The organism is Alphaproteobacteria bacterium, from assembly GCA_035625915.1.
In the GTDB taxonomy this organism is placed as follows: Bacteria; Pseudomonadota; Alphaproteobacteria; order JACZXZ01; family JACZXZ01; genus DATDHA01.
This window is the reverse complement of the sequence record DASPOR010000220.1, coordinates 1-23,395: the sequence shown is the minus strand read 5'-3', so window position 1 is coordinate 23,395 and position 23,395 is coordinate 1. Positions and strand designations below refer to the sequence as shown.

General features: G+C 61.0%; 18 protein-coding genes. 12 read left to right on the top strand and 6 right to left on the bottom strand.

Annotation, left to right across the window (positions count from 1 at the left end):
- Window positions 1-126: 126 nt before the first annotated feature.
- Window positions 127-1,494 carry a TrpB-like pyridoxal phosphate-dependent enzyme gene (locus tag VEJ16_18070; GenBank protein HYB11570.1) on the bottom strand — a complete coding sequence of 456 codons (1,368 nt, stop codon included), beginning with the start codon at window positions 1,492-1,494 and terminating at the stop codon, window positions 127-129.
- Between the two features lie 373 nt (window positions 1,495-1,867).
- Here VEJ16_18070 and VEJ16_18065 point away from each other — a divergent pair, with 373 nt between their 5' ends.
- Window positions 1,868-3,457 carry an ATP-binding protein gene (locus VEJ16_18065; GenBank protein HYB11569.1) on the top strand — a complete coding sequence of 530 codons (1,590 nt, stop codon included), beginning with the start codon at window positions 1,868-1,870 and terminating at the stop codon, window positions 3,455-3,457.
- A 167-nt stretch (window positions 3,458-3,624) separates the two neighbouring features.
- Window positions 3,625-6,183: an ATP-binding protein gene (locus tag VEJ16_18060; protein ID HYB11568.1), complete on the top strand. Its 2,559-nt coding sequence runs from the start codon at window positions 3,625-3,627 to the stop codon at window positions 6,181-6,183.
- Between the two features lie 27 nt (window positions 6,184-6,210).
- Here VEJ16_18060 and VEJ16_18055 read toward each other — a convergent pair whose 3' ends face one another.
- Window positions 6,211-7,248 (bottom strand): crotonase/enoyl-CoA hydratase family protein, encoded by a 1,038-nt coding sequence (locus VEJ16_18055; protein HYB11567.1) that lies wholly within the window; start codon window positions 7,246-7,248, stop codon window positions 6,211-6,213.
- 421 nt (window positions 7,249-7,669) lie between these two features.
- Between VEJ16_18055 and VEJ16_18050 the strand changes: the two genes are divergently transcribed.
- Window positions 7,670-9,136 (top strand): sigma-54 dependent transcriptional regulator, encoded by a 1,467-nt coding sequence (locus VEJ16_18050; GenBank protein HYB11566.1) that lies wholly within the window; start codon window positions 7,670-7,672, stop codon window positions 9,134-9,136.
- Window positions 9,137-9,165: 29 nt separating this feature from the next.
- Here VEJ16_18050 and VEJ16_18045 read toward each other — a convergent pair whose 3' ends face one another.
- The gene (locus VEJ16_18045; GenBank protein HYB11565.1) at window positions 9,166-9,708 is read right to left on the bottom strand and encodes a response regulator; all 543 of its coding nucleotides are present in this window, start codon (window positions 9,706-9,708) and stop codon (window positions 9,166-9,168) included.
- A 354-nt stretch (window positions 9,709-10,062) separates the two neighbouring features.
- Between VEJ16_18045 and VEJ16_18040 the strand changes: the two genes are divergently transcribed.
- Window positions 10,063-12,090, top strand: a complete 2,028-nt coding sequence (locus tag VEJ16_18040; protein HYB11564.1) for an AsmA family protein — start codon at window positions 10,063-10,065, stop codon at window positions 12,088-12,090.
- 30 nt (window positions 12,091-12,120) lie between these two features.
- On the opposite strand, the gene VEJ16_18035 is transcribed toward VEJ16_18040, so the two are convergent.
- Both VEJ16_18035 and VEJ16_18030 read right to left on the bottom strand, forming a co-directional pair.
- Window positions 12,121-12,876: an SAM-dependent chlorinase/fluorinase gene (locus VEJ16_18035; GenBank protein HYB11563.1), complete on the bottom strand. Its 756-nt coding sequence runs from the start codon at window positions 12,874-12,876 to the stop codon at window positions 12,121-12,123.
- Window positions 12,877-12,958: 82 nt separating this feature from the next.
- Window positions 12,959-15,121: a PAS-domain containing protein gene (locus VEJ16_18030; GenBank protein ID HYB11562.1), complete on the bottom strand. Its 2,163-nt coding sequence runs from the start codon at window positions 15,119-15,121 to the stop codon at window positions 12,959-12,961.
- Between the two features lie 243 nt (window positions 15,122-15,364).
- On the opposite strand from VEJ16_18030, the gene VEJ16_18025 reads away from it, so the two are divergent.
- Both VEJ16_18025 and VEJ16_18020 read left to right on the top strand, forming a co-directional pair.
- Window positions 15,365-16,699, top strand: coding sequence for an aspartate aminotransferase family protein (locus VEJ16_18025; protein ID HYB11561.1), 1,335 nt, complete (start codon window positions 15,365-15,367; stop codon window positions 16,697-16,699).
- 131 nt (window positions 16,700-16,830) lie between these two features.
- On the top strand, window positions 16,831-17,529 hold the full coding sequence (locus VEJ16_18020; protein ID HYB11560.1) for a hypothetical protein: 699 nt from the start codon (window positions 16,831-16,833) through the stop codon (window positions 17,527-17,529).
- A gap of 95 nt (window positions 17,530-17,624) precedes the next feature.
- Here VEJ16_18020 and VEJ16_18015 read toward each other — a convergent pair whose 3' ends face one another.
- Window positions 17,625-18,005, bottom strand: coding sequence for a cytochrome c family protein (locus VEJ16_18015; protein HYB11559.1), 381 nt, complete (start codon window positions 18,003-18,005; stop codon window positions 17,625-17,627).
- 309 nt (window positions 18,006-18,314) lie between these two features.
- Here VEJ16_18015 and VEJ16_18010 point away from each other — a divergent pair, with 309 nt between their 5' ends.
- The 6 genes from VEJ16_18010 to VEJ16_17985 all read left to right on the top strand — a co-directional run bounded on the left by VEJ16_18010 (window position 18,315) and on the right by VEJ16_17985 (window position 23,265).
- Entirely contained in the window at window positions 18,315-19,436 is a 1,122-nt protein-coding gene (locus tag VEJ16_18010; GenBank protein HYB11558.1) for a DUF2336 domain-containing protein, read from the top strand.
- 159 nt (window positions 19,437-19,595) lie between these two features.
- Window positions 19,596-21,143, top strand: a complete 1,548-nt coding sequence (locus VEJ16_18005; protein ID HYB11557.1) for a benzoate-CoA ligase family protein — start codon at window positions 19,596-19,598, stop codon at window positions 21,141-21,143.
- Window positions 21,140-21,556: a thioesterase family protein gene (locus tag VEJ16_18000; protein HYB11556.1), complete on the top strand. Its 417-nt coding sequence runs from the start codon at window positions 21,140-21,142 to the stop codon at window positions 21,554-21,556. Before VEJ16_18005 ends, VEJ16_18000 begins: the two co-directional genes overlap by 4 nt.
- A gap of 20 nt (window positions 21,557-21,576) precedes the next feature.
- The gene (locus tag VEJ16_17995) at window positions 21,577-21,984 is read left to right on the top strand and encodes a Rid family hydrolase (protein ID HYB11555.1); all 408 of its coding nucleotides are present in this window, start codon (window positions 21,577-21,579) and stop codon (window positions 21,982-21,984) included.
- 45 nt (window positions 21,985-22,029) lie between these two features.
- Window positions 22,030-22,851 carry a hypothetical protein gene (locus tag VEJ16_17990; protein ID HYB11554.1) on the top strand — a complete coding sequence of 274 codons (822 nt, stop codon included), beginning with the start codon at window positions 22,030-22,032 and terminating at the stop codon, window positions 22,849-22,851.
- Between the two features lie 6 nt (window positions 22,852-22,857).
- Window positions 22,858-23,265: a DUF2000 family protein gene (locus VEJ16_17985; protein ID HYB11553.1), complete on the top strand. Its 408-nt coding sequence runs from the start codon at window positions 22,858-22,860 to the stop codon at window positions 23,263-23,265.
- The last annotated feature ends 130 nt before the right edge of the window (window positions 23,266-23,395 follow it).

Genomic DNA, 23,395 nt, shown 5'->3' with positions numbered 1-23,395 from the left:
AGCGCGACGCAAGACGTCAAACCAAGCAAGCCAAGGTCGCGTCGAAATCCGCCAAGAAGGGACGGCATGCCGCCCGCGATCTGGCCTCGGGCGGCAGTGCGATGTGATGCACCGGCCGAGCGGGGGCTACTCGGCGGCTACCTTCGGCAAATCGGCAAGTGCGCGATTCAGTTCGTCGGCGTTGTAGTCGCGATCTTCGAGCTTGCCGGCGAAATAATCCATGTACGCTTGCATGTCGAAGTGGCCGTGACCACAGAGATTGAAAAGAATGGTGCGCGACACTCCCTCATTTTTGCAACGAAGCGCTTCATCGATGGCTCCCTTGACGGCATGGTTCGCCTCGGGTGCCGGCAATACGCCCTCCGTCCGCGCAAACAGCACACCCGCCTCGAAGCACGGCGTCTGGTGGTAGGCACGGGACTCGATGAGGCCGAGCTCTTGAATGAGGCTCACGAGAGGCGCCATGCCGTGATAGCGCAATCCGCCGGCATGAAAACCCGGCGGCACAAAGGCGGACCCGAGCGTGTGCATCTTTACGAGCGGCGTCAGGTGCCCGGTATCGCCGTAATCATAAGCATACTTACCTTTGGTTAAGGTCGGGCACGCCGACGGCTCGACCGCGATGATACGCACCTTCCTGCCGCCCCGCAGCTGAATACCGAGGAAGGGAAAAGCGATGCCCGCGAAATTGCTCCCCCCGCCCGTGCACCCAACGATGATGTCCGGATAGTCGCCGGCCATCTCGAGCTGTGCAAGCGCTTCCTGGCCGATCACCGTCTGATGGAGGAGGACGTGGTTCAGAACGCTGCCGAGCGCATATTTCGTATCGTCGCGCTGGGCGGCAACCTCGACCGCCTCGCTGATCGCGATCCCCAGGCTGCCGGTCGAATCGGGATGCTCGACGAGGACTTTGCGCCCGGACTCGGTCTCAGCACTCGGACTGGCGACACACTTCGCCCCCCACGACTCCATGAGCGCCTTGCGATATGGCTTTTGGTGGAAGCTCACCTTGACCATAAAGACCTTGACTTCGAGCCCGAAGAGTGCGCCCGCGAACGCCAGCGCCGAACCCCATTGGCCGGCCCCAGTTTCGGTCGAAAGGCGCTTGACGCCGGCTTCCTTATTGTAGAAGGCCTGGGCGACGGCGGTATTGGGCTTGTGGCTCCCGGCGGGGCTCACACCTTCGTACTTGTAGTAAATCTTCGCAGGCGTGCCGAGTGCGCGCTCGAGCCGCCGCGCGCGGTAAAGCGGGGAGGGGCGCCATTGCCTATAAACCTCTCGGACGGGTCCCGGTATATCGATCTCGCGTTCAGCCGAGACTTCCTGCTGGATCAACGCCATCGGGAAGATCGGCGCGAGATCCTGGGGGCCGAGCGGTTTTAGTGTTCCAGGGTGGAGCGGCGGCTCCGGCGGGCGCGGCAAGTCCGCGACGATATTGTACCAGGTCCTCGGAATCCTCGTCTCATCGAGCACGTATTTGACCGTCTCGGGCATCGCCTCCCTCCGCTTCTTTGGCTGGCCGAGCAATAGGACTTGCGGGCAGTCTAGTGAGGAACCATTTCACCGGCAATCGCCACCCGGCTCGAACGGCCGATTACCACCTTCGAGCGGCGGCGCTTTGGAGGTCTAGGGAGTTCATGTTAAGCAGTTCTTAATGATTGCGCGACAGCCTGGGCGCTTCGTGAAAATTCACGATAGACTTGTACTAACACACAGAAGCACCAATAATAATTTACCTCGAAGAGGCATCAATCAACAGCGCTGCAAGACCCTCGGCTCGCCCATCGGGGCCGAATTTGGGTTGCGGCCGGTCCGGGGGCAGTTCGATCGAGGCGCGGCAGGAGCTGTTTTTTTGGCGTTGGAGTGAATGACTAGAATCGTCATCATCGACGACCGAGTGACCAATCGGCGGATCATGGCCGAGCTTGCCACCACGCTCGAGGCCGATCTCGAGGTGAAAGCGTTCGCCGATCCCGTCGAAGCGCTCGCGTGGGTCGAGGACCATACGCCCGATCTCGTCATCACAGATTTCAAGATGCCGAACATCGATGGCGCCGAATTTGTCCGCCGCTTTCGACGATTGCCGTTTTGCTTCGACGTGCCCGTGGTTGTCGTGACCGTTTACGAGGACCGCGAGTTCCGCTACCAAGCGCTCGAAGCCGGTGCCACGGACTTTCTGCTCTCGCCGGTCGACCACCACGAATTTTGGGCGCGCTCACGTAATTTGCTGGCGCTTCGCCGGCAGCAGCAGATCATCAAGCACCGGGCCTATTCGCTCGAGCAGAAGCTGGCGCAAAGCCACCGTCTTCACGAGCAGACGGTAAAGGAGATCGAAGGCCGGCTCCGCGCCGTCATCGATTCGGTACCCGCGATGATATTCGCGACCGATTCGGATTTGCGACTGGTCTTTCTCAACAGCTACGCATCCGAGCTTTGCGGCATCGCGCGCGAAGATGCCATCGGCGCTGTCTCGGAGCGCATCTTCGGCGCGAGCTTCGGGCCCAGGAGCCAGGCTGGCGACGTCGCGGTATTCGCGACGGGCAAGGATCAAGCACCTTTCGAGGAGCGTCTTACCGACGTAGACGGACGAGCGCGCGTCATGCTGGCGACGAAAAGTGCGCTCCGGGACATCAATGGCCGAGTCGCTCACACCGTTACGGTCGCTTTCGATATTACGGATCGCAAACGCGAGGAGACGGAGTTGGTCGAGGCAAAGGAATCGGCGGAACTCGCCAACCGCAGCAAAAACGAGTTTCTTGCCAATATGAGCCACGAATTGAGAACGCCCCTCAACGCTATTATCGGCTTCGCTGAAATGACGGCGCAGGAAACGCTCGGCCCGATCGGAAATGCGCGCTATATCGAGTACGCAGGCGATATCAACAGGAGCGCTCAGCACTTGCTGGGGATCATCAATGACATTCTCGACCTCTCGAAAATCGAGGCGGGAAAGATGCAGCTCGACGAGCAGTTCCTGGACGTGAATGGAGTCATTCGCCATGTCCTGCGCCTTGTCGAGGGGCGCGCGCGCGATGGGGATATCGAGCTAGAAACGGCTGGCGAAGACGCGCTCCCACTCTTGCGTGCGGACGAGCGCAAGGTGAAGCAAATCCTGCTCAATCTGCTGTCGAATGCGATAAAGTTTACGCCGCCCGGCGGTCGCGTCACGGTTGGCGCGCGGTCCGTATCGGGCGACTCCGTCGAGTTGGTCGTCAAGGATACGGGCATCGGCATGACGCCCCAGGAACTTCCGGTTGCGATTTCGCGTTTTGGCCAAGTCGATGGGTCGCTCAGCCGCAAATATTCTGGCACGGGACTCGGCCTCCCGCTTGTGATGAGTCTCACAGAACTTCACGGAGGAAGCTGTATCATCGAGAGTGTCAAAGGGGCCGGGACCACGGTGACGGTGCGCTTCCCGGCGGAGCGTTCCATTCGGCGCGCCGAGGCCGGCGAGTGAGAGCGGTCTTCGGTGAAGAGTCGGACAGGGTGACAAGGCGTGCCTTCGGGCACGAAAGCTGAAATTAGTCTCAAGTTTTACAGGATATTAACAAGATCATAGCGGAGCGGGATTAATGTGAGGCAGGTTTCTTCAGATGGAAACCGCCGCGCAGTCCCGGGGTGTCGATGGGAGCACGAGTCGGCCAGGTTCTAGGCCTCATACGACGCTTGCGCGACAGGCTTGTCGGCCGCCCGGACAGCGAGCACGAGCAGAGCCTGATCCGCGTCATCTTCGGATTCGTTACCGTTTGCTATGTCGCGGGCCTCGGGGAGTTCGGCTACGCAAGTGCGGAGCGCCTCGTCTACCCGTTCGCCATTGCGGCGGTCGGCCTCGCACTTTCGATCGCCATCTTCGCGCATATCGTCGTGGCGCCGACCTCATCTCCGGGTCGTCGCATTTGCGGAGCACTCGTCGATCTCGCATGCCTCACGGCTTTTCTCCATACGGGCGAGGAGCTGACCGCATTCTGGTATCCGGTTTACCTCTGGGTCACGCTCGGCAACGGCTTCAGATACGGTCAACGCTACCTTCTGTTCTCGGGAATCCTCAGCCTCGCCGGATTTTCCTACGTAATCCTGGCAAGCGCCTATTGGCGTTACCAGCCCTATCTTTCGCTCGGCCTGTTGATGGCGTTGGTGGTCATCCCGTCCTACGCCTCTACCCTTCTCACCAAGCTGACGAAGGCAAAGGCGCTTGCCGAAGAGGCGAACAAGGCGAAGAGCCGGTTCGTCGCCAACATGAGCCACGAGCTCAGGACTCCTCTCAATGCAATCATCGGGATGAGCGATCTCCTCAGCGACGCCCAGCTCGATCACGAGCAGCGCGACATGGTCGAGACCATCCATGCATCCGGCCGATCGCTGCTTTCGCTCGTCGACGATATCCTCGACCTCGCCAAGATCGAAGCCGGAAAGGCCTCGGTACATCCGGTCGATCTCGATTTGCACCGACTGGTGGCCGGGGTCTCGACAATTATGGAGCCGCAGGCGCGGGCGCGCGGCCTTTGGTTCGCGACCCATTTCGCGGCCGACACACCCTATCGATTGCGTGGCGATGCCCAATACCTCCGGCAAATACTCCTCAACCTCTGTTCGAATGCGCTCAAGTTCACGCCAGAAGGGGGTATTGCAATTCGGGTCGCGCGTATCGGCAGCGGCCCGGGTGGGGATGCGATCCTGCGCTTCGAGGTGCGGGATACGGGCATTGGCATTGTCGAAGAGGCCCGTGGCCGCATATTCGAAAGCTTCACCCAGGCCGACGACCGCGCAACGCGCAAGGCCGGCGGTACCGGCCTTGGGCTCACTATTTCCCAGCATCTCGTCAATTTGATGGGCGGCAGGATCGGGGTCGACAGCGTCGTGGGGCAGGGGAGTTGCTTCTGGTTCGAACTTCCCATCGCGCGCCTTGACGACAGCGAAGGCGAGAAATTCGCCGAGGGGAGCGGACGGGCAGTTGTCGTCTCCGGGCGCGACGGTGTGGGCGAGACATTGCGTCGACGGCTGGAGCAATGGGGTGTGCCCGCGGTCGAAGTACGAACCGTGCGTGCAGCGACTCGCGCCGTTTCAGCGACACCGACGGATTTCGACGGCCGCACGGTCGTGATCGTCGACGAGGAGGGGCTCGACGTGGATCCACAGCGTTTTGCGGTCGAGCTGCGCCAGGGCGAAGTGGGCACGGGTGCTCGGGCAATTCTTCTGACCAGCGCCGAGCCCGCCGGTGCGGCGCGCAGCGCGCTCGAGCGGTCCTACATCGCAGTCCTGCCTCCGCTCGCCGCGGATTCAGCACTCTTCGCAGCACTTCATTCCGCCCTTGCGAGCGAGCGGCGCGCCGAGCGCGACGCCGAGAAGCGCCAGACGCGGGTCTACCGTCGCCTGCGCATCCTAGTCGCCGAGGATAATCCGGTCAACCGGCGGGTAACCGGCAAGATCCTGGAGCGCGCTGGCCATCACGTCCATATCGTCGCCAATGGCGAAGAAGCGCTTGAGGCGCTCGACGTCGATCGCTTCGACGCTGTGCTCATGGACATGCACATGCCAGTCATGAGCGGCATCGAAGCCACCAAGCTCTTTCGCTATGCCAATCTAGGTGGGGAGCATCTGCCGATCATCGCCCTCACTGCCGACGCAACACCGGCGGCACGGGAGAAGGCGGAAGAGGCGGGAATGGACGCCTGTCTCGCCAAGCCGATCGAGCCGGCGCGACTGCTGGAGACGATCGAGGGGCACGTCACGAAGCCGGTCGTCGAACCCGAAGCGGCGCCGGAACAGGCATTCGGCCCCAACGTGCTGACCCATCCGCGCTTCAGCGGCGACGCTCAACCGGTCATCGACCGCCGCATGCTCGACGGGCTACGTCAGCTCGGCTCGGGCACCGATTTCCTGGATAGCCTGATCAGCGACTTCATTGACGATAGCGAGAAGATCATCGCCCAGCTCGAGGTCGCGGCACGCTCCAGGAACATGCGCGATTTCCGCGAACTCGTTCACGGCCTGCGTGGCAGTGCCGCGAATATCGGCGCGAGCCAGCTTTTCCATCTGCTTCTCTCGATGCGCGCAACCAGCCAACCGGACCTGGAGCGTACCGCGCTCGATTCCGTCGAACGCATCAAAGCCGAGTTCTCGCGCCTGCGCACCGCCCTCTCGCAATACGCGCGTGAATCCCAGGGGACCGGGCGCGGCTCGTGAACGGCGCACTGCCTCGGCTTCAAGCTCTCACGCGTTGCGGCCAAGTGCCGTAATGCGCCGATCCTGAGCCGCCGCGAGCCGCTCCATTCGCCTGAGATCGCTTTCATCGAGAGCAAGCGCCGCATCGACCCAGATTTTTGCGATATCGATCAGCTCCTCGTGCTGGATCGGGTTGACGCGCTTGCGCACGTTGTAGACCGCGCAATGAGCGCTGTGGCGTCTGCCATATTGCTCGACATATTCGTAGACGGCATCTTCGCCCTTGCCGTCATCGGCCAGGACATCGACGAGGCCAAGCTCGAAAAGCTCCTCTGCACTGTAAATGCGGCCCGAAAGTATCATGCGCTCCGCCTGCGCCGAGCCGATGCGACGCGCGATCAGGCTGTATGCGCCCATGCCGGGGAAAAGGTTGAAGAGCATTTCGGGCAGGCCGAATTTGGCGCTGCGTTCGGAAATCACAAGGTTACTCGATATCGCCGCTTCGAATCCGCCGCCTAGTGCGTCTCCGCGCACAAGCGACACGGTGATGAGGGGAAGGTCGAGATTGACGGCATTTGCGTAGACAACGTCCACACAGGCCCCTGCATACTCGAACAGCCGCTCACGATCACGCCGGCGGATCAATTCAGCGAACAATCGCAAGTCGCCCCCGAGATTGAAGATGCCCGGAAGTTTCGAGGACCAGACCATATACCGGATGGGCGGCGTTCCGTCGTCGCTCAGCTCGTGAAAGAGCTGCTGAATGGAGCCTTGCAGCGCCCGGCTCTCGCGTGCGAGCTGGAGTGTCACGCTCGGCCGCCCCGGTGGGTTCATATAGCACCAGAGCACCTTGTCCTGATCGTCGAACGACAGCTCCAGTTGGGACATGCCGTCGAACCGGCCGAGCCAGCCGCCGTGGTCCTGGGTTGCAATCGTGTCGGAAAATGCCACCACGCTTCCGCGGCCATCCAGCGCGCGATTTTGTTCGATCGTCTGCGCTGCCGCCCGCGCGGTCGCAAAACGGGCGCGCGCAATCATCGAATCGCCGCTCTTTGTACTTTCCAGGCTCTGTCCGTAAACTCGCATAATCCCCTCCATGGTTTGTCCCGCAGAGGCTTGAGCACCTCCGCTGCCTCGGACCGAATTGTGTTAACCATAATATCATATTGATCTTATATATAGAGAGTAATCGAGGCCGGCTGGATCGATTTTGTGGCCAGGTCGTAAGAATTATTAATGTCGGTGTAGTCGTCCGGCTCGCCGAATCTGCGGGGACCTGGATTTTGTCCCGGAAAGTGGTGGGAAATCTAATGATGGCTATTAATAATAATTAAAAAATACCTCCGAGCCGACCGGAATTTCCAAATTCCCTTGTCTCTGAAGGCGACAAGGTTGCCGATCTCCCAACATGCTCAAAGTCGAGATTGAAGCAGCCGACGGGCGTCGATTGCGCCACTCAACGTATTGAGATAGTTTTCGCAATTCCGGGGTTGACAGCGGATTCTCCATGTCGTTGGCCGATCGCCAGGGCGTGCTTCTCGTCGAGGACACAACGTCGCTGGCGCGCGTCTATATCGAATATTTGCGCAAGGAACCCTACGACATAACTCACGTCGAAAACGGGCGCGAAGCGCTTCAATCGATCGAGCTCGAAGTGCCGGACGCCATCTTGCTGGACTTGGCGCTTCCCGACATGAACGGGCTCGATATTCTCAAGCATGTCCACGCCCAACAGCTTCCAGCCGCCGTGGTCGTGATCACGGCGCATGGTTCGATCGCGAACGCGGTCGAGGCGATGCGCGGCGGCGCCTACGACTTTTTGGTCAAGCCGTTCAGCGCCGAGCGCCTTGTCGTGACACTCCGCAATGCGCTCGAACGCCAGCGTCTGACGCGCATCGTCGAGACCCTCAAGGACGACTTCGGGCGCGACGAGTATTACGGGTTCATCGGCTCTTCGTTGCCCATGCAGGCGGTCTATCGAATCGTGGACAGTGCCGCAAGCAGCAAGGCGACGATCTTCATAACCGGCGAGAGCGGGACTGGAAAAGAGGTGTGCGCGCAGGCCATCCACCAGCGCAGCCAGCGGCGCGACAAGCCGTTCGTGGCGATCAATTGCGCCGCGATTCCGCGCGATCTCATGGAAAGCGAGATTTTCGGCCACACCAAGGGTGCGTTCACCGGTGCTGTGAGCGAGCGCATCGGGGCTGCGGCCCGCGCCGACCAGGGTACCCTTTTCCTCGACGAAATCTGTGAGATGAACTTGGACCTTCAATCCAAGTTGTTGCGCTTCATCCAAATGGGCAGCTTCGTCAAGGTCGGTGGTACGGTAACCGAAAGGGTCGACGCGCGAATCATTTGTGCGAGCAACAAGGACCCGCTGAAAGAGGTCGAGGCCGGCCGTTTTCGTGAGGACCTCTACTATCGCCTCCACGTCATTCCCATCAATCTCCCGCCTCTGCGCGATCGCGACGACGATGTATTGGGGATTGCGCGTCACTTTCTTGCGGTTTTCGCGAAGGAGGAAGGCAAGCGCTTCCAAGGATTTGCCCCTGAGGTCGATGCGGTCCTGCGCAGCTATCACTGGCCCGGCAACGTTCGCCAACTTCAAAACGTCTTGCGCAATATCGTTGTGCTGAACGACAGCCAGATTGTGACCCGTGACATGTTGCCGCCGCCCCTCAACCACATCGACGCGGGACCGCGCGGCGGCGGTAATGCCGTGGCCGCAAGTCTAGGGGGATCGTCTCCTGGCGGCGGGCGCCGCGGAGGATCCGAGGCGGTCGCGGGTGACGGAACGCTTGCAGGGATTCGACTTCTCTGGCAGGTCGAGAAGGAGGCTATCGAGAACGCAATCCGGCTCTGCGACGGCAACATACCGAAGGCGGCAACGCTTCTCGGAATCAGCGCGTCGACGATCTATCGCAAGCGCATGAGCTGGGAGAGCGAGCCAAAGAGAAGCGAGCCAAAGCCTTAGCCTTGATCGGCCGACTTAGAGGGACGACGTCAACGATCGGGACATGAGCCAATATTCGCGATGTGGCCGCGTGTTTGAAGCCAACGCGAGACGGTTTCCAGCAGCACGATGCGGTCGACCGGCTTCGACACGTAGTCGTTCATTCCAGCGGCAAAGCAGCGTTCGCGATCGGCCTCCATGGCCTGCGCGGTCATGGCGATAATCGGCATTCGGCCTTTGCCGCCGGGTAGCCCGCGAATGATGCGCGTGGCCTCGAGACCATCCATCTCCGGCATGGCAAGGTCCATGAGGATGAGGTCATAGTCCTTGGCTCTGACGGCAGCGATCGCCTCGCGCCCGTTCGCCGCAACGTCGATTAGGGCTGCCGCCTTAGCGAGCATCGCGGCCGCGAGCATCTGGTTGACGAGGCTGTCGTCCACGAGAAGAAGTTGGGCACGGGCGGCGTTTGGGGGGGGTGCCCATGCCTTGGCCCCTATCGGGGCGGATGACGGGATCAGCGGCCGATCAACGCCGTTCCCCGGGGCTTCCGGCTCGTATCTTGGGGTATTTGTTCGCCGAAGGTCGTCGCCCATGACGGCTCGCAAAATAGTCCGAATGCATCGAACCAGAGCAAGGCATATGCCACCGGCTGTTGCGCCAATCCTTAACCCAATGCCGTGAAATTGCGCGAAATTCCGTCGATTAGATGGGCAAATCAGTCCTTGGAAGGCCAATTTTCCGGTGCGGGCACATGTTTCGAATGGGCAATTTTCAAATTGGTTCGCATTATGCGAAGAATGGCCGCATCGGGAGGCGTTCCGTCACAAGAGCAGGGCTTGCCTTGTCACGCCCTTAGTCCATCATAATGGGTCTCCTGGCTCGAAAAGCCTGAACAAAGCTTTGCCCGGTCCCAAGCGATGCGGGCGCAACGAACAAAACGGGGCTTTATGCTGAAGCGAGCGATAATCGGGATTGGTATCGTCGTCGGAATTCTGATCGTCGTTGCGGTTTTGGTGCCGCTCATCATTCCGGTCGAAGCCCTACGCTCGCGGATTGAACAGCAAGCGCAAGAGGTAACGGGTCGTCCGCTCACCATCACGGGGCCGCTGCGTTTGTCCGTATTTCCGACGTTGGCGATCGAGGCCAACGACGTGCATTTCGGCAATGTCCCCGGCGCCGTCGATCCCGATATGGCGACCTTCAAGCGCTTGGTCCTCCAACTCAAGGTTCTGCCACTTTTCAGCGGCAGCTTTCAGATCAGCCGCTTCGTCCTCATTGAGCCGAGCATCAGCCTCGAGGTCGGGAAAAACGGCGTCGGAAACTGGGTATTCACCAGCGCCACGCCGGGCGCTCAGCCGAATGCGCTGCCGCCGGCGGCAGGACAGCCTGCGCCTGCGATCGAGGGAGAGAACCCGCTCGAGGGACGCGACCTCAGGCTCGGCGAAGTACGCCTCGATCACGGCAAGGTCAGCTACCGGGACGATCGCACGAACCAATCCTTTGTTCTTGACCGGATCGGTGTCACGGTGATCCTTCCAAACCTGGAAGGCCCGTTCGAGGTGGACGGACAAGCCCGGTGGAACGGGCAAACGGTCAAGATAACCGCCAAGGCAAGCGCGCTTGGCAAGATCCTTGCCGGACAGGGCTCGCCCTTCAATCTTGAGCTTGCCTCGAAGCCGATCAACCTGAGCTTCGACGGCGAGCTAACCAAGAGCCAGCCTCTGACCGGTGACGGCTCGGTCAAGCTCGAAGTACCCTCCTTGCGCGAACTCGCAAGTTGGGCGGGATCGCCTTTGCCCAATGTCGGGAAGGGACTTGCCGCACTTTCCATTGAAGGCAAGCTCGCGGTCGCGGGCAAGCGCTACAGCTTTTCCGATGCGGCAATTTCGCTCGACGACATGAAAGGGAATGGGCAGATCGTCGTCGATACCGCCGGGGTGAAACCAGACATCTCGGCGAGACTCGATCTCGACAAACTCGATCTAAACCAATACATGGGCAAACCGCTGGCAAGTGGAGGATCGGCGCCGGCACCTGCTGCGGGCGGTCCCCCGGCGAAGAGCGCACCCCCCCCTAAGAGTGCTGCTTCGGACTGGAGTGACGATCCGATCGACGTTTCGGCACTCAAGGTATTTGACGCCGACTTCGCATTTTCCGCGGGCTCGATCGAAATGCAAGCAATGAAGATCGGCAAGAGCCAGGTCGACGCAAAGCTCAAAGACGGTTTGCTCGCGGCCGATCTGGTCGAACTCACCCTTTATGAAGGGAAGGGCAAGGGCAGTGTCGACATCGACGCAAATGGAACTGCGCCAGCGATCAAGGCCGCACTCGATCTCACCGGTGTGCAGGCCGAGCCACTTTTTAAAGATGCATTCGACAGCGATCGCCTCAGCGGAAAGGGCAGCTTCCAATTCGAGGGTGCGGCAACAGGCGATAGCCAGCGCGCCCTTGTTTCCGCCCTCAATGGCAAAGGAAGAATTGCGTTCCGCGACGGCTCGATCAAGGGGATCAACATCGCTGCGATGGCGCGAAACATCTCGACCGCGTTCCTCGATCCGACTGCCAGCCAGACCCAAAAGACCGATTTCAGCGAACTGAGCGGGTCCTATACGATTGCGAACGGCATCTTGTCGAACAGGGACCTCGAGCTGATCTCCCCGCTCTTGCGCGTGTCGGGGGCGGGGGTTTCCAATTTGCCGAGGCGGACGCTCGATTACCGAATCACGCCAAAGGCGGTCGGCAGCACGATCGGACAGGGAGGCAAGATCGACCTCGGAGGCGTCATCGTGCCGATAATCGTGACCGGCCGGTGGGATGACCTTCACTATCGGCCGGACCTTGCCGGCGCCGTGGAGGAGAACACCATAGGCCTGATCAAAGGAGCTATCCCCGGCACATCGTCAGGTACTGCAAACTCGGGCAGTTCGAGCGTTCCGAACCCGGTGACGATTCTCAAGCATCTGTTGGGTAATTGACGAGCGCTTGCAGTCGTTAAGCCCCTACGGTCAGCGGATCGCGATCGGGGTGCCGACAGCGAGGCCGAGAACGCGGTCGGCGCGACCCTGATTGACGGCGATTTCGGCGAGCCCATTCGCGTTCTCGTACCAGAAGGGCGCTCCCGGCGGTACGGCGGCAAAGGTGCGCGCGCGCGGAAAGCGGCGGCCCGCGGCTTCAAGGACACCCTCTGGCGGCAGAGTCCCGGCACGCACGCCCGTGACGGCATTTCCAAAGTGGTCAATATAAACGACGCGCGCAAATTCGTCGGGCCAATCGGCGCGCCGCAGCATCTCGAGTGGCCGGGAATCCGCCCAGGGCGCCTCATGCCAATGCGGCTTATCCCAAGGGTGTTCGCCTTGCGCAAGGCGAGCCGCGATCGGCGCGAACAGATCGCGGCCATGAAAGCTCGCCGATAGCCGCTCCGGTTGCCACGTTATTTCCCACCATCGCGCGTGCTTTGCGCGGCGCACGATGGGCTCGAAAAGGCCGTTGTCCGGCCCGACGAACCAGCGCCCATCCACTTCCACCACGGCGGCGCGCCGCACCCCACCGACGCCAGGATCCACCACCGCAAGAAACACAGTACCCTGCGGAAATTCGCCGATGAAAGCGGCGAAGAGATAAGCCGACGACATCGGGTCGTGCGCGGGTGCGTCCGCCATGAGATCAATCACGGGAATTTCGGGTGCGGCGTCATAGAGCACGGCCTTCACTTGGCCGAGATAAGGCCCCGCCGGTCCAAAATCGGTAAAGAGCACGATCATCTCGCCTGACCTTGAAAGCGGCCTGTCGAGTATGGGTGCTGCGTGCGAAGCCCGCAAGCCGCGGGAACCGGGAAAGGCGCGTTCAGGCCGCCGATAAGGGTTGGAGCACGCGGTCGCGCGGCAGGCGCACCGTCACCATGGTGCCCGACCCCACTTCGCTCATGAGGCTAAGCGAGCCGCCATGGCGCTCGATGAGTGCTTTCGAGAGCGGCAAACCGAGCCCGGTACCTTCGTGCTGGCGCCGGATAGAGCTATCGACCTGGCTGAAAGGTTCGAGGGCGCGTGCAATATCGTCGGGAGCAATGCCGATTCCGTTGTCAATGATTGAGAGGCTGAACTCTCCGTCCCGCGACATGCCGGTTTTGACCATGATCTGCCCGCCTTCCGGCGTGAACTTGACGGCATTGGACAGCAAGTTGAGGAGCACTTGCTTTATGCGAAGCGGGTCGGCGCGAAGCGGGGGCAGATTGGGCTCGATCTCCGAATCGATGCGCAGACGCTGTGCATTCGCGCGATCGCGCACATAGCGGATCGAGGATTGCACGAGCTGCGCCACGTTTATCGTCTCGTCGTGCAGCTCGATCTTTCCGGCTTCGGCCTTGGAAACATCAAGTATGTCGTTGATCACAGAAAGCAGGTGCTCGCCACTTTCGTGGATGTCCCGCACGTAATCGATATAATTTGAGTTGCCGAGAGGACCGAAGATTTCGTCCCGCATGATTTCGGAAAACCCGATTATCGCGTTGAGCGGCGTGCGCAGCTCGTGGCTCATATTGGCCAGAAACTCGCTCTTGGCGCGGCTGGCAAGCTCGGCTTGATGCACCGACCGCTGGAGTTCCCTTTCTGCGCGCTTGCGATGGGTGATGTTGGTATAGATGGCGACGATGCCGTGGTCCGGGAGGATGTTGCTCTGCACCTCGATCGTCTCACCGTCGTGGCGAACCCATTCTTCCCGTTTGGGTTGGAGTTGGCGGAGCTGGCTGACGCGTGTGCGAACCTGCGCCTCGACGTCGCCGGGGCCGTAATGGCCGCATTCGGCGGCGTAGCGGATGAATTTTTCCACGGGATCGCCTGACTTGAAGCGCTTGAGGGGCAATCCGAGCAAGTCGAGGAATTGCTTGTTGTAGAGCGCTACATTGAATGCGCGGTCGACAACCGTGACCCCGGCGGGAAAATTGTCAAGCATCGCCTGGAGCAACATGGTCTTGTTACGCGCATCCCGCTCCATTTCGACCGCCTGCGTGATGTCGCGGCCGGTGCCTCGATAACCGAGAAAGCTCCCGTCTTCGGCCCAAATCGGCTTACCGTTCACGCTGAAGCATCGCCTTCGGCCGTGCCGACCGACTGTGCCGAAACGCTCGTCCCGAAATGGCTGACGCGCATGGAGAATTGCCAAGTGGCGTTCCACTGCCTCCTGATCGTCGAACGTCTTGGTGGCGACCTCGGCGACCGAGCGGCCTAGAATGGCGTCGGCGCGGATGCGTGCGATTTCCCCGTAACGTTCCGACACATAGACGAACTTCAACTCGCGATCGAGTTCCCAAAACCAATCGGAGGACGATTCGGCGACGTCGCGCAGGCGCGCCTCGCTCAATTTCAACCGTCGCTCCGCCGCCTGCGCGCGAAGGCGCTGACGCTCGAGGCTGATCACGACCAGGCTAATTGCGTTGAGGATTGAAAGGACCTGGGAGATCGCGAAACTCCAAGATGCAAACCACTCGATGGGGTCCACGATCAGGTAAACCAGCTTATGGAGTCCCATCAACACGAAGACGATGCCGGTGACGCGATAAGCAGCACTGGGATTCTCGCGGTGCGCGCGAATAAAGGTCAGGCCTGTAAACGAAAATGCGATTGCGGCGAGCACATAGAGCGGGGCCGTCAGCGGGTGGGCGTCGGAGGCAAGGAATGTCGCCCAGGCGGACCACGCACAGGTGAGCGCGATCGTTCCCGCGACGATCCAGCCCCGGACCTCGCGCCCGAGAAAGGCGAATGTGCCCGCGAGCAGCAGGACGGCAGTCAGCGCTTGGGCACTCTCCGCAAAAAAGCTCGACACGGTCGTGCTTAGGCCGAAGAAGGGGAGCTGCACGACGAAATGGAGGGTGTAGGCGGCAAAGGCGGCCGTCCAGAAACGGGCCGAGCGGTCCGCTTCCGGTTGCACGCAGAGATAAATCATCGCAACCGTGAGCCCGGCGCAGCCGAAAGCCGCACCCATCAGCTCCGATTGAAATGAAAGGTCAGCCATGTTGCCTACACAGTCCCAACACGCTCGGCCGCGTCCCCCATCGCCTGGGGAAATTTCAATTAAATCAGTAGCTTGCAATTTCCAAAACGACATAATGTGCACACGATATAGTTAACAACAGCTTATTTTCCCCGGTGATTCCGCGCATCCGGCGCCATGCATTTGCGCCGTGGCGTCTGGATGTCCGGCTTGCTAGGGTGGCGCGCCATGCCGTTGCGGCGACAATCCGGCGAGGGAGGAATTATGAGCCACGTCCTCGGGCGACAAACAAAAAAGACACTCCCCACGGCGGTACGCGGGGAGGGGATCTATCTCTTCGACGCCACTGGCAAGCGCTATGTCGATGCATCGGGTGGTGCTGCGGTGTCCTGTCTCGGGCATGGCCATCCGGAAGTCACCCGGGCGATCAAGGATCAGCTCGACAAGCTCGCTTACGCGCATACGGGCTTTTTCACCAATCAGCCACAAGAAGAACTTGCGGACCATCTCGTGGCCAAGGCTCCCGCCGAATTGGGCCATGCCTATTTTGTCTCGGGGGGTTCCGAAGCGATGGAGGCCGCCCTCAAGCTCGCGCGCCAGTATGCGATCGAGATCGGCGCGTCGCAGCGCAAGCATGTGATCTCCCGCTGGTCGAGCTATCACGGCAATACGCTCGGCGCCCTTTCCGCCGGGGGGAATCGGGCACGGCGAGCGGCATACGAGCCATTGCTGATCGACATTCAGCATATCTCGCCCTGCTTCGCCTACCGCGGCAAACGCGCCGATGAGAGCGATGATGCCTATGGGGCGCGCGTCGCCAACGAGCTCGAAGCCAAGATTCTCGAACTCGGGCGCGACGCGGTCTTGGCCTTTGTCGCCGAGACGGTCGTCGGCGCCACGATCGGCGCCGTGCCGCCGGTACCGGGCTATTTCAAGCGCATTCGCGAGATTTGCGAGCGCTATGGTGTCCTCCTCGTCCTCGACGAAGTGATGTGCGGCATGGGGCGTACCGGAACACTTTATGCGTTCGAGCAAGAGGGCATCGTTCCCGATATCGTGACAATGGCGAAAGGCCTGGGTGCGGGCTATCAGCCGATCGGGGCCATGCTCGTCGCGGATAAGATCTACGACGCGATCGCCGGAGGATCGGGAGCATTCATGCACGGCCACACATATATGGGCCATCCCGTCGCTTGCGCCGCCGCACTCGCCGTCCAGCAGGTTATGGCGCGCGATCGATTGGTCGAGAACGTCAATCGAATGGGAGCGGTTCTCGAAAAATCACTTTTGGAGCGCTTTGGCAACCACCGCAACGTCGGCGATATTCGCGGGCGCGGATTGTTCTGGGCGATCGAGCTGGTCGAGGACCGCGCCTCCAAGCGGCCGTTCGAGCCGAAGCATCAGATCCATGCCCGCATCAAGGCCGAGGCTTTTGCGCGGGGGATGTTGTGCTATCCCATGGGGGGTACTGTCGACGGCAAAGCCGGCGATCACGTCCTGTTGGCACCACCTTTCATCGTCGAAAGAGGCCAGGTCGAGGAGATCGTGGACCGTCTCGGTACCGCGGTCGATGCCGTGCTTGGATCCGTCATGGCGTAAGCGGATTAAGCATGGCCTGCGATTCCGTATAGAATATCGCCATGCGAAGAATCGGCACGCAAAGCCGAGCGGGCGCAAGCGCCCTACCCCTCGACCGGGCCGTGGGAGCCCGGCTACTCGATTTTTCAAGCATGCCCCGCGCCGACCTCTCAGCCATGGCCGAGGCCGGACAAGAGGTCGAGCGATGCCGCCGAGTTCTTGCCAAATCGGGCGATAACATCGTCGCAGAAGTTCTGCGCGCGCAAGGTACGTTCTACGAGTGGACCCATTACCCACAAGGCGACGTCTACGATTTCGAATCCCATGCCCAGTACTATTACCACGCCCATCCGGCTGGCGAGCGACCGGGCGAGCACGGCCACTTTCACGCCTTTCTGAGGCAAAAGGGCATGCCGAAGGGCGTGCGACCCGCGCTCGTTCGCGGCTTCGTGCCGCCGCCGGAGCCCGACGAGGCCCTGGGCCATCTCGTCGCAATCTCGATGGACAATCGCGGTAATCCTGTCCAACTGTTCACGACCAATCGCTGGGTCACGGGCGAGGTGTGGTATGCGGCACGCGATGTAATCGCGATGCTCGATCGTTTCGAAATCGAACTTGCCCAGCCGTCCTGGCCGGTCAACCGCTGGATCACCGCTATGGTGCGGTTCTTCCGCCCGCAGATTGAGCTATTGCTGCTCGAACGAGATCGAGCGGTGGCCGAATGGCAGCGAAGGCATCCGAATGTCGATGTCTTCGAGGACCGCCGCCTCGAAGTTGCCTCGGCCGTCGAAATCGCCGTCGACGGGCAAATGCAGCGCGTCCTCGGCGCCCTCAAGCGAAGCCGCCGCTAGTCTGGTGGAATTGAAGTTCCTGTCGTTTTGGTGGCTTCTGCGTTTAGGAACTTCAAAGCCACGCCGGAGGCTTTCGCCAAGCAAACGGGGCCAGCTTACTGCGTCGCCTTGTGCAGGTAAGCGATTACGTCCTCTCGATCCTGCGGGTTAGGAACTTTGAATTGCATGCGCGCACCGGGGATGAATGCCTGAGGGTTCTCGAGCCACTTTACGAGCTTTTCGTCATCCCATTTGAAATCGGCCTTGGCGAGCCCGTCGGAATATTTGAAATCTGCCGCTTTGCCGGCCTGCCGGTCGAAAAGGCCGTGAAAGTTCGGTCCAACCCGATTGGGATCGCCCGCATTGATGGTGTGACAGGCATTGCAACGCGCAAAGACCTTAGCACCTTTATCCGCGTCTCCGGCCGCTTGGGCGCTTATGGATAAAAGTAACGTCGCCGCAGCGATCGTCGGCGGCCAGGCAATGCATTTCATCATGGAGAACAGCCTCTTGAGCGGTGTATCGGATCGGATCGAGGATTGCCTAGTGTGGTGGATTTGAAGTTCCCGTCATTTTGGTGGCATCCGCGTTTAGAAACTGCAAATCCGAATACCACACTGGGAAGGTTCCACCCCCGGGGAATAAGACCGCCCGCGCGCATTTTTTATTCGCGGCACCTGCCAGCCGCTGGAGCGGCATCGATTGGGTCGCTTATGCGTTCTGTTAATCTTTTCTTCATGCTGTGACACCGACAATGCAGAGGCGGAATTCGGCGAAGGGCCCCGCCGCAGCCGCCAAGAGAGCGCATGACCGAGCGATTATCCAAGGCCGACCTCGAAGCACTGATATCGGACCGCACGGCTGAGACCCGAGCCAAGGCGGCCGGCAAAATCGCGGGCGAGTATCGTCACGGTATTCTCACGACCCGGGAACGCGCCATCGCGGAGGATATTTTTCGCACCCTCTTGCGCGATGCCGAGCTCGTGGTTCGCCGGGCCCTTTCCGAGCAGCTCAGGGAGAGCCGGCTCGTCCCACACGAGATCGCTCTTGCGCTTGCGCGCGACGTCGACGTCGTAGCACTTCCTATCATCGAAAGCTCGGAGGTGCTGACCGACACCGATCTCATCGCCCTTATTGCCTTGAATGAGCCGCCACGGCAGATCGCAGTGGCGCGCCGGCGGCGCGTCTCGGCACCCGTCGCGCATGCACTGGTCGAAAGCCAGAATCGCGACGTTGTCGCCGAGCTCGTGAGCAACGTTGGCGCCGAACTCGGCGAAGCGGACCTCCAGAAGGTTCTCGATGCCTATGGTGAGAGCGAGACGATCGAGCAGCGACTGGCGTTCCGTTCGGCTTTGCCCGCAACCGTTTCCGAGCGCCTCGTTGCGATCGTGTCGGAGCGTCTTCGACAACACCTGATGGCAACGCAGGATTTGGGTCCAGACACTGTAAGCGACCTCATCCAATTCAGCCGGGAGCGCGCAACCCTCGGTATCGTTTGGGATAGCGGCATGGGCGACCTCGATCGCTTCGTGCGCCAGCTTCACGCTCGCGGTCGCTTGACGCCGACACTGCTTCTGCGCGCCCTTTGCATGGGCGACACGCTCTTTTTCCAGTCAGGTATCGCGGTGCTGGCGGCACTCCCGCTCAAGAACGCTGTAACGCTCGTCTACGACAAGGGCATGCGCGGTTTGAAGGCGATCTATGAAAAAGCGGCCCTGCCGGCGGAGCTCTTTCACGCCTTCGCGACCGCCATCGACGTTGTTCAGCAAACCGAACTCGATGTCCACGACGGAAGGTCCGAGCGCTACCGCCAGCGCGTGATCGAGCGTATTCTCACGCAGTTCGACGCAATAGGTGCCGACAATATCGATTACCTCCTGGCCAAGCTCATCCGCCGCAACTCGAATTCACGCGACCGGCAGCCCTAAGCATGATGCGGGCGACGCCTTCGCTCGCATCGCTCGTTGCCGATCGCCCTTCCTCTTGCGCCCCTTGGGGTCGCATGCCACAGTCGAAGCAAAGCTAGGCAACCAGCAAGCAATCGGTCAAACGGTGATTCCGCGACGACCGTTGCCGTTGGGAAGAGTATGAACGCAGCTCAATCGCTAGTGATGCCGGCGCTCGAAGCGGGTCTCGGCGCCCATGCCGCCCTCATCTTTCGCGATCGCGCGTACTCATACGATGACGTAGCGAGCGGCATCAATCGAGTCGGGCACGCGTTGCGAACATTCGGCGTCGCGCCGAACGACCGCGTAATGATCATGTTGCGCGACTCGCCGGATTTCGTTTTTTGCTACCTCGGCGCCATCAAGATCGGCGCTGTTGCGGTTGCGATCAATCTTCGCGCGTCACCGCGCGATCTCCTGTTCTACCTTCGTGACACACAAGCCAAGGTTTTCATCGTCGAGGGCGCGTTCGCTCAAAGTTACCGCCAAGTCGAGCGAGAACTCGATACGCCGCCGCACCTGGTCGTGATCGACGATGTAACGCCGCCTTGCGATTCGTGGTCGACGCTCCTTGCCCGTCAATCGCCCAAGCTTGACGCCGTCGACCGCGCCCCCGACGACATGGCATTCTGGATCTATACGTCGGGGACAAGCGGAACGGCGAAAGCGGCGGTACACGTTCAAAGGGATGTGCTCAACGCCGCCGACCACGTGGGTGGGACGCTGGGCGTGCGCGCGGGCGAGCGCTTGTTCGCGACATCGAAGCTATTCTTCGCCTATGCACTCGGCAATGCGTTGTTCGGCGGCTTTCGACTCGGAGCGACCGTGGTTCTTCTCGACGAATGGCCCACACCGGAGGTCGTGGCGCAAGCGGTCGAACGCCACCGGCCGGCCGTCGTTTTCGCGGTGCCCACGATCTACCGCAATCTGCTCGAGGCCGGTGTGGCGACGGGCGAAGGCTTTCGTTCCGTGCGGCATTTCGTTTCGGCCGGCGAACGGCTGCCGGAGCGCCTTTGGCAGCGATGGCGGCAGGCGACGGGACGCGAGATCGTGGACGGGATGGGGACATCCGAGACCATCTATATGTTGCTCTCCAATCATCCCGGCGCCATTCGGCCAGGCTCGTCGGGTAAGCCGGCAGCAGGGGTGGACGCGAAGCTTGCGGATGCGCATGGCCGGCCCCTGCCACCCGGGGAGCCGGGAATTCTTTGGGCGCGCATTGCTTCCCGAGCGGCGATGTACTGGAATCAGCCGGAGAAATCCCAAGCCGCCTTCCGCGGAGAATGGTTTTGTACCGGCGACATGTATCGCGTCGATGTCGACGGTTACTGGTTCCATGAGGGCCGGCACGACGACCTCCTCAAGATTTCGGGTCAATGGGTAAGCCCGACGGAAATCGAGGAACTGTTGCTGACGGAACTTCCGCTGCGCGAGGCGGTCGTCGTCGGCACGGCTGATCCAGATGGGCTTACACGCCTCACACTCTTCGCGGTCGGACCGGAGGGAGGCTTCGAGCCTTCTGTGCTCGAGCAGCGCATCACTGCCCTACTCACCGAACGCCTCTCGGTCTACAAATGTCCCAAGTGGATTCGCTTCGTCGATGCGATTCCGCGCACGGCAACCGGCAAGGCGCAACGGTTCCTGCTCCGCCAGCGCGCCGAGGCGCTCCTCAAGGGAGAGGCCGCATGAAGCGCTCGGTCCAGACGCGTATGGTCAATTTCGCCGATTGCGATTCTGCGCAACTGGTCTTCTATCCGCGCTATTTCGAATGGTTCGACCGATGCACCGAAATGATGTTTCGCGCGGTCGGACTCGATTGGGACCGGATGTTCGGCGTGGACGATTGGAACGGCGTGCCGCTCCTCGATGCGGGGGCAAATTTCAAGCGCCCGTGTCGCCTCGGCGAGACGATCGAGATCGAAAGCTGGGTCGAGGAATGGCGCGGCAGGACGTTTCTCGTGCGCCATCACATCCGCAACAAGGGCGAGATCGCCGTAGAGGGTCATGAGCTTCGCGCCTGGACCGTCATTGACAAGAGCCGACCGGCGGGCTTGCGCGCAATACCCGTGCCGCGCGAGATCGTTGCCCGCTTCGATCCGTGACGACCGGGAGATAGCACCCCATGCCGAAAACGATCATCACCTCGCCAAATGCACCGACGACGGGATTTACGGACAAGGCAAAGGCTTCGCCGATTGCGCAGGCCATCCGCTATGGCAATACGCTCTTCGTCTCGGGCCAAGGGCCGCTCGACCCCGCGACCAGAGACGTGATCCAGGGCGATATCGAAGCGCAAACGAGGCAGACATTGACCAACTTGAATCACATCCTGGCGCAGGCGGGGGCGACGTTCGAAAACGTCGTCAATATGCGAGTGACCTTGCGCGACATTGCGGATTTCCCGCGCTTCAACGAGGTGTTCCGGGAATTTCTGGCCGGTGAAAAAGTGACGCGCACTTGCGTCGGCGGAACGCCTCACCGCAAGGGCGTCAATGTCGAGATAGACTGCATCGCCATGTTCGGCGACTAAGCGCTCGGGCGGTGTGGTGGCGTGTCGTTCCAAAGGAGGGAATTCATGACGGGCGGGATCGTTCGCGCCGGCGTCGTACCGCACACGCCGCGCATGGGGATCGAGGAGAAGGCGCCCCCCTTCGTCAAGGATCTCATCAAGGGTACCTACCGGATGGGCGATGCCCTGAGGGCGGCGAAGCCGGACGTCATCGTCATCAACTCTGCGCATTGGGTGTGCACCTTCAACTGGTACGTGACCTGCCAAGGCGAGCATAGAGGGCGCTGCGTGGCTGACGAAGCGCCCGATCTCATCGACGGCGTGCCCTATGCCTACAAGGGCGACCCCGAATTCGGCGCCACCCTCGTGGACGAAGTCAAAGCGCTCGGCTTTCCCTGCAACAGGAACGAGTCAGCGCATTTCGCATGGGATTATGGTTCGTGGGTGCCGACGCACTATCTCGATCCGAAGGGCGAGGTGCCGATCGTGCTGATCGGCACGGTCGTTAGCGCCGATCTCACGGAGTCGATGGCAGTGGGCGGCGCGGTCCGACGCGCGGCCGAGAAGACCGGCCGCAAGGTCGCATTCCTCGCAAGCTGCAGCTTCACGCACAAGCTCGTGCGCGGCCCGGAACTCTGGCCGACCGAAGAGCGCCAGCAACACGACCGGGAGTTCATCGCCATGCTCCTCGAAGGGCGCATCGGCGAAGCGAAGCGTTGGTTTCCCGATTACACGCAGGCTGTCGTGGGCGAAATGGGCGGACGGAACATCGCAACGATGCTCGGTTGCCTCGACGAGGATCGGCGCTACGTCGGCCATCAATACGGTCCCTACGGCCAGTCCTCGGGTAGCGGCAACGCGAACGTCATGCTCGAACCGGTCGATTGAACGGCAATGTTCGACACGAAGATCGCAATCGTCGTGCGCGACGATCTCGCCGTATGGCAGAAATTGAACGTCACGGCTTTCTTGACGAGCGGCATTGTGGGTCGTGCGGCGGGTCTCATCGGCGCCGCCTATGAGGATGCCGCGGGCAACACCTATAATCCGCTGGTCATTCAGCCGGTGATCGTGCTCGCCGCGGATGCGGCGGCACTCCGGGCCATCTATCGGAGGGCCATGGAGCGCGGAGTCCGCCTGTCGCTTTACATCGAAGATATGTTCAAGACCGGCCATGACGAGGCGAACCGTGCTGCCGTGAAGCGCTACCGCCCGGACGAGATGACCGGCGTCGGCTTGGCGTTGCGCGACGACAAGAAGATCGTCGACAAGATCACCAAGGGTGCGCGAATGCACCCGTAGACCGAGAAAAACGTCTCATTCCGGCACATCGCTCAATCGCCAACACCCGGTCATGCGTGCCCCTCGGGGTGGAATAGCGGTCGTTGCAGCAACTGCGTTTGGATCAGGATGCGATCGATTTGTGCGGCCT

Excerpts from the sequence above, each read along its gene's own strand:
- VEJ16_17995 (HYB11555.1), top strand. The coding sequence starts at position 21,577 with ATGCCGAAAACGATCATCACCTCGCCAAATGCACCGACGACGGGATTT.
- VEJ16_18040 (HYB11564.1), top strand. The coding sequence starts at position 10,063 with ATGCTGAAGCGAGCGATAATCGGGATTGGTATCGTCGTCGGAATTCTG.
- VEJ16_18025 (HYB11561.1), top strand. The coding sequence starts at position 15,365 with ATGAGCCACGTCCTCGGGCGACAAACAAAAAAGACACTCCCCACGGCG.
- VEJ16_18045 (HYB11565.1), bottom strand. The coding sequence starts at position 9,708 with ATGGGCGACGACCTTCGGCGAACAAATACCCCAAGATACGAGCCGGAA.
- VEJ16_18050 (HYB11566.1), top strand. The coding sequence starts at position 7,670 with ATGTCGTTGGCCGATCGCCAGGGCGTGCTTCTCGTCGAGGACACAACG.
- VEJ16_18000 (HYB11556.1), top strand. The coding sequence starts at position 21,140 with ATGAAGCGCTCGGTCCAGACGCGTATGGTCAATTTCGCCGATTGCGAT.
- VEJ16_18005 (HYB11557.1), top strand. The coding sequence starts at position 19,596 with ATGAACGCAGCTCAATCGCTAGTGATGCCGGCGCTCGAAGCGGGTCTC.
- VEJ16_18010 (HYB11558.1), top strand. The coding sequence starts at position 18,315 with ATGACCGAGCGATTATCCAAGGCCGACCTCGAAGCACTGATATCGGAC.
- VEJ16_18035 (HYB11563.1), bottom strand. The coding sequence starts at position 12,876 with ATGATCGTGCTCTTTACCGATTTTGGACCGGCGGGGCCTTATCTCGGC.
- VEJ16_18055 (HYB11567.1), bottom strand. The coding sequence starts at position 7,248 with ATGCGAGTTTACGGACAGAGCCTGGAAAGTACAAAGAGCGGCGATTCG.
- VEJ16_18030 (HYB11562.1), bottom strand. The coding sequence starts at position 15,121 with ATGGCTGACCTTTCATTTCAATCGGAGCTGATGGGTGCGGCTTTCGGC.
- VEJ16_17985 (HYB11553.1), top strand. The coding sequence starts at position 22,858 with ATGTTCGACACGAAGATCGCAATCGTCGTGCGCGACGATCTCGCCGTA.
- VEJ16_18060 (HYB11568.1), top strand. The coding sequence starts at position 3,625 with ATGGGAGCACGAGTCGGCCAGGTTCTAGGCCTCATACGACGCTTGCGC.
- VEJ16_18070 (HYB11570.1), bottom strand. The coding sequence starts at position 1,494 with ATGCCCGAGACGGTCAAATACGTGCTCGATGAGACGAGGATTCCGAGG.
- VEJ16_18015 (HYB11559.1), bottom strand. The coding sequence starts at position 18,005 with ATGATGAAATGCATTGCCTGGCCGCCGACGATCGCTGCGGCGACGTTA.
- VEJ16_17990 (HYB11554.1), top strand. The coding sequence starts at position 22,030 with ATGACGGGCGGGATCGTTCGCGCCGGCGTCGTACCGCACACGCCGCGC.
- VEJ16_18065 (HYB11569.1), top strand. The coding sequence starts at position 1,868 with ATGACTAGAATCGTCATCATCGACGACCGAGTGACCAATCGGCGGATC.
- VEJ16_18020 (HYB11560.1), top strand. The coding sequence starts at position 16,831 with ATGCCCCGCGCCGACCTCTCAGCCATGGCCGAGGCCGGACAAGAGGTC.